8 protein-coding genes are annotated in these 4526 nt (G+C 68.7%); all 8 read left to right on the forward strand.

All coding sequences use genetic code 11. The features are described from left to right. A partial coding sequence (locus ACILQR_RS15605) for a hypothetical protein (RefSeq protein ID WP_395652302.1) occupies nt 1–194 on the forward strand: 194 nt, incomplete at its 5' end. Further along, entirely contained in the window at nt 191–922 is a 732-nt protein-coding gene (gene radC, locus ACILQR_RS15610) for a DNA repair protein RadC (protein WP_271146768.1), read from the forward strand. The genes ACILQR_RS15605 and radC, both read left to right, overlap by 4 nt. Continuing rightward, a complete protein-coding gene (locus ACILQR_RS15615) occupies nt 919–1920 on the forward strand; it encodes a N(4)-(beta-N-acetylglucosaminyl)-L-asparaginase (RefSeq protein WP_395652303.1) in 1002 nt (333 codons plus the stop codon). Before radC ends, ACILQR_RS15615 begins: the two co-directional genes overlap by 4 nt. Continuing rightward, on the forward strand, nt 1917–2441 hold the full coding sequence (locus ACILQR_RS15620) for a GNAT family N-acetyltransferase (RefSeq protein ID WP_395652304.1): 525 nt from the start codon (nt 1917–1919) through the stop codon (nt 2439–2441). Before ACILQR_RS15615 ends, ACILQR_RS15620 begins: the two co-directional genes overlap by 4 nt. A 76-nt stretch (nt 2442–2517) precedes the next feature. Then, complete coding sequence (locus ACILQR_RS15625; RefSeq protein WP_395652305.1) at nt 2518–2757, forward strand: BolA/IbaG family iron-sulfur metabolism protein; 240 nt, start codon at nt 2518–2520, stop codon at nt 2755–2757. A 3-nt stretch (nt 2758–2760) separates the two neighbouring features. Further along, nucleotides 2761–3681, forward strand: coding sequence for an oxidoreductase (locus tag ACILQR_RS15630; RefSeq protein WP_395652306.1), 921 nt, complete (start codon nt 2761–2763; stop codon nt 3679–3681). 85 nt (nt 3682–3766) lie between these two features. Continuing rightward, complete coding sequence (gene grxD / locus ACILQR_RS15635; protein ID WP_271146773.1) at nt 3767–4120, forward strand: Grx4 family monothiol glutaredoxin; 354 nt, start codon at nt 3767–3769, stop codon at nt 4118–4120. 2 nt (nt 4121–4122) lie between these two features. Then, on the forward strand, nt 4123–4526 hold a 404-nt coding region (locus ACILQR_RS15640; protein WP_395652307.1), incomplete at its 3' end, for an acyl-CoA thioesterase.

A 4526-nucleotide genomic window follows, 5' to 3' on the forward strand; every position in this document is an offset into this window, starting at 1 on the left:
TGTATCTCGGCTTCATGGCGGCCGCGAACCTCTGCTACCTGATCGGGGCGTTCAGCGAGAAGCTGCTGACCCCGCGCGACCCGGACGCCTATCGCCGCCGGATGTGGCGGCTCGGGTTCGGGTTCTCGATTGCCCTGCCGTTCGCCTATCCGGCCTGGGTCCTGTTCGTGATGATGATGTTAAGCCGGCTTTGAGCGACGCCGCCCCCGCGCCCCTTCCGGCCAAGAGCCGCAACTCCGGCCACCGCGAGCGGCTGCGTGAACGCGCGGCCAAGGGCGGCATCGACGCCCTGCCGGACTATGAGCTGCTCGAGATGCTGCTGTTCCGGTCGATCCCGTACAGGGACACCAAGCCCCTGGCCAAGGACCTGCTGGCCCGGTTCGGCAGCCTGGAGGGCATCGGCGCCGCCAGCCACGAGGCCATCGACGCCCAGGTGGCGGAGTCTCTCCAGATCGTGCGCGGCAAGCAATCGCGGGCCACGGCCCTGGACCTGCAACTGATCTTTGACGCGGCACGGCGGGTGGCGCGCGAACCGGCGTCGAAGCGCCCTGTGATCTCGTCCTGGACGGCGCTGCTGGCCTATGTGCGGGTGGCGCTCCAGCATGAGCCGATCGAGCAGTTCCGCGTCCTGTATCTCGACAACCGCAATCAGCTGATCCTTGACGAGGTTCAGAACCGGGGCACGATCGACCACGCCCCCGTCTATCCCCGCGAGGTGATCCGACGGGCGCTGGAACTGTCATCCCGGAACATCATCGTGGTCCACAACCACCCGGCCGGCGACCCGACCCCCAGCCGCGCCGACATCGACATGACGAGGCAGATCGTCGCCGCCGGTCATCCCCTGAACGTCAGCGTCCACGACCACCTGATCGTCGGCCGCGACGGCGTGGCCAGCTTCAAGCAATTGGGCCTGATATGAGCGAGATCGTCCGCCGCGCCCTGTTCCTCGCCCCCGGCCTCGCTATGGCCTCAGCCGTCTCGGCGGCAGACCGCCCCGTTCCGCGTGCTGTCATGGTCTCGACCTGGGATTTCGGACGGGTCGCGAATGCGGCGGGAATCGAGGTCCGGCGCGCCCGGGGTTCGGCGCTCGACATGGTCGAGGCGGGCGGTCGGGTGGTCGAGTCCGATCCCGACAACACCTCGGTCGGCATCGGCGGCTATCCGGATCGCGACGGGCGGGTGACGCTGGACGCCTGTGTCATGAACTGGAACGGCGACATCGGCGCGGTCTGCGCGCTGGAGGACATCGCCCATCCGGTCTCGGTCGCCCGGGCGGTGATGGAAAAGACGCCGCACACCATGCTGGTGGGGGAGGGGGCCCGCCGCTTCGCCCTGGATCAGGCGTTCGAAACCGCCGTCATGCCCTCGCCGAGCGCCGAGGCCGCCTGGCGCGAATGGCTGAAGACCTCGACCTATGCCCCGGTCAGCAATCGCGAGAACACCGAGTGGCGCTCGATGCCGGGCGGCCCGGGCAACCACGACACCATCGGCCTGCTGGCCATCGGGCTGGACGGGCATATGGCCGGCGCCTGCACCACCTCGGGCCTGGCCTTCAAGATGCGCGGCCGGGTCGGCGACAGTCCGATCATCGGCGCGGGCCTGTTCGTCGATGACGAAGTCGGGGCTGCGACCGCCACCGGGGTCGGGGAGGACGTCGTCCGCGTCGCCGGATCCCACGCCGTGGTCGAGGCCATGCGTCAGGGCAAGTCGCCGACAGAGGCCTGTCGCAGCGTGATCGAACGCCTGGCCCGGTTGCGCGGCACGGCCGTCGCCGATCATCAGGTCGCCTTCCTCGCCCTGTCGAAATCGGGAGAATGGGGCGGCTGGGCGCTCCAGCCCGGCTTCACCTTCGCCGTCACCGATGCGTCGGGTGCGACACGCGTCGAGCGCGCCGGTTCGTTGTTCGAGGCCCGATGACCCTTCCGATTCTCACCACCGAGCGGCTGATCCTGACGCCCGTCGCCCTGTCGGACTTCGCCGACCTGATGGTCCTGTGGAGCGATCCCGTCTTCACCCAGGTCATCGCCCATCGCGGCCCGATGACGGAGGAAGAGGTCTGGTTCCGCCTGCTGCGCGACATCGGCCATTGGCAGGCCCTGGGCTTCGGCAACTGGGCCCTGCGCCAGAAGTCGGACGGGGCCTATGTCGGCAGCGTCGGCGTGCTCGACTACCGCCGGGGCTGTACGCCGCCGCTCGATGCGCCGGAACTGGGATGGGGCGTCGGGTCGGCCTTTCAGGGCCAGGGTCTGGCGCGCGAGGGTCTCGACGCTGCCCTTGCCTGGGCCGACGACAGCCTGAAGGCCCCGCGCACGGTCTGCATGATCAACCCCGACAACGCCCCGTCGCTGAAACTGGCCGAGCGGACGGGGTTCATGCCCTATGCCGAGGGTGTGTACTACGAACGGCCGGTCGTCCTGCTGGAGCGGCACAGGGGCTGAACCCGTGCCGTACGCCGTCCATTAAGGTTTATGCGCCACTCTGAGCGGTGAACCGTCGCGACGAGACCGCCTGTCCATGCCCATGTCCGCCGAAACGCTGCACGCCCATCTGGCCGAGGCCTTTCCCGACGCCGAGATCGCCATCGACGATCTGGCCGGGGACGGCGACCATTATCGTGCGCGCATCGTCTCGACCGCCTTTGCCGGCATGCCCCGCGTACGCCAGCACCAGCTCGTCTATGCGGCCCTGAAGGGCCAGATGGGCGGGGCCCTGCACGCTCTCGCGCTCGAAACCTCCGCTCCTGTGGGAGACTGATCCATGCGTTACCGCCCCTTCGGCGCCACGGGCGCCTCGATCTCGACCGTCACCCTCAGCCTGGGCCTGGACGCCATTTCGCGCGGGCCGGACGCGGCCGCTGCCCTGATCTATGCGGGGCTGGAGGCGGGCATCAACGCCTACTGCCTGCAAAGCGCCGACCCGGTCCTGGCCGAATGCGTGGGCCAGGCCCTGTCGAGCGTCGATCGCAAGCTGTTGAACGTCAGCCTGACGCTCGGGCGCGGCGACGGTCGCCGCAACAGCCAGCGCGACTTCTCGGCCGAGGGCATGACCCACGCCATCGACCGCGCCCTGCACATCTCCGGCCTCGGCTGGATCGACATGGCCCTGCTGGAACAGCCCGAAGAGAATGAGTTGCCGCAGTCGTCGCTGAATGCGCTGAAGGCCCTGCGCGCCACCGAACGCGTCCGTTATCTGGGCGTCTCGGGCGACGGCGAGGTCATGGACGCCTATGTCTCGACCGGGGCCTTCGACGTCCTGGCCACCCCCTATCACGTCGATTCCGAGTGGCGGGTTCGCAGCCGTATCCGCGCCGCCAAGGAACAGGACATGGCCGTCTTCGCCTACGGCTATTTCCCGGAGACTATCGCCACCCCCAGGAAGGCCGCCTCCCTGCATCAGCCGAAAAAGGGACTATTCGGCTTCGGCTCGGGTCGCCCCAAGAACGATCCCCTGGCCGGTGCGGGCACCTTCGCCTTCCTGCACCAGACCCCGGGCTGGGACGCCGAGTCGATCTCACTGGCGCACGTCATGACCGATCCCGCGATCTGCAGCGTGATGATCGAGGCGCGCGACGAGGCCCGTATCGCCGTCCTGGCCACCGTGCCCGATCGCGACATGCCGCCCGGCCTGTCGGCCCAGATCGAGATGGCTCGCGTCGGTGCGGCCAGACAGGTCGCCTGATCACGCTCCGGTCACCTTGGCCCGTCGGCCTTGACCGGCCGGGGCATCGTCCCTAGCTGACGGGCGAACCCGAAAGGCTCCTCCCGTGACCGACCAAGCTGTTGCCGCCGATCCCGTCCACGACTTCATCGCCTCGACCGTCAGGGACCACGAGGTCGTGCTGTTCATGAAGGGCACGCCGGATGCGCCGCGTTGCGGCTTCTCGTCCCTGGCCGTCCAGATCCTGGATCAGGTCGGTGCGCCCTTCGTCGGCGTCGACGTGCTTCAGGACGACGCCCTGCGCGACGGCATCAAGGCCTTCACCGACTGGCCGACCATCCCCCAGCTCTATGTGAAGGGCGAGTTCGTCGGCGGATCGGACATCGTGCGCGAGATGTTCCAGGCCGGCGAACTGCACGCCCTGATGGCCGAGAAGGGCGTGGCGCTCGGTCAGGACTGACCTTGGCCCGGCTCGTCCTCGAACCGCGTCCGGACCGCGAGGTCTTCACCGTCCCCCTGGACGTGCTGCCCGAACACATCGACGCCAACGGCCATGTGAACAACGTCGTCTATGTCGGCTGGCTCCAGGACGCGGGCACCGCCCACTGGAACGCGCGCTTCGACGAGGACACCCGCGCCCGCTGGTCCTGGGTCGCCCTCAGGCACGAAATCGACTATCTGCGCGCCCTCATGCCCGACGCGACCGCCGTGGCCCGCACCTGGGTCGGCGACCCGCAGGGCCCGCGCTTCAACCGCTATGTCCGCATCGAGGACGGCGAGGGCCGGCTGTGCGCCCAGGGCCTGTCGGAATGGTGCCTGGTGGATGCCGTCACCATGCGCCCGACGCGTATCCCGGCGACCATGTT

Source organism: Brevundimonas sp., from assembly GCF_044239655.1.
Classification (GTDB): domain Bacteria; phylum Pseudomonadota; class Alphaproteobacteria; order Caulobacterales; family Caulobacteraceae; genus Brevundimonas.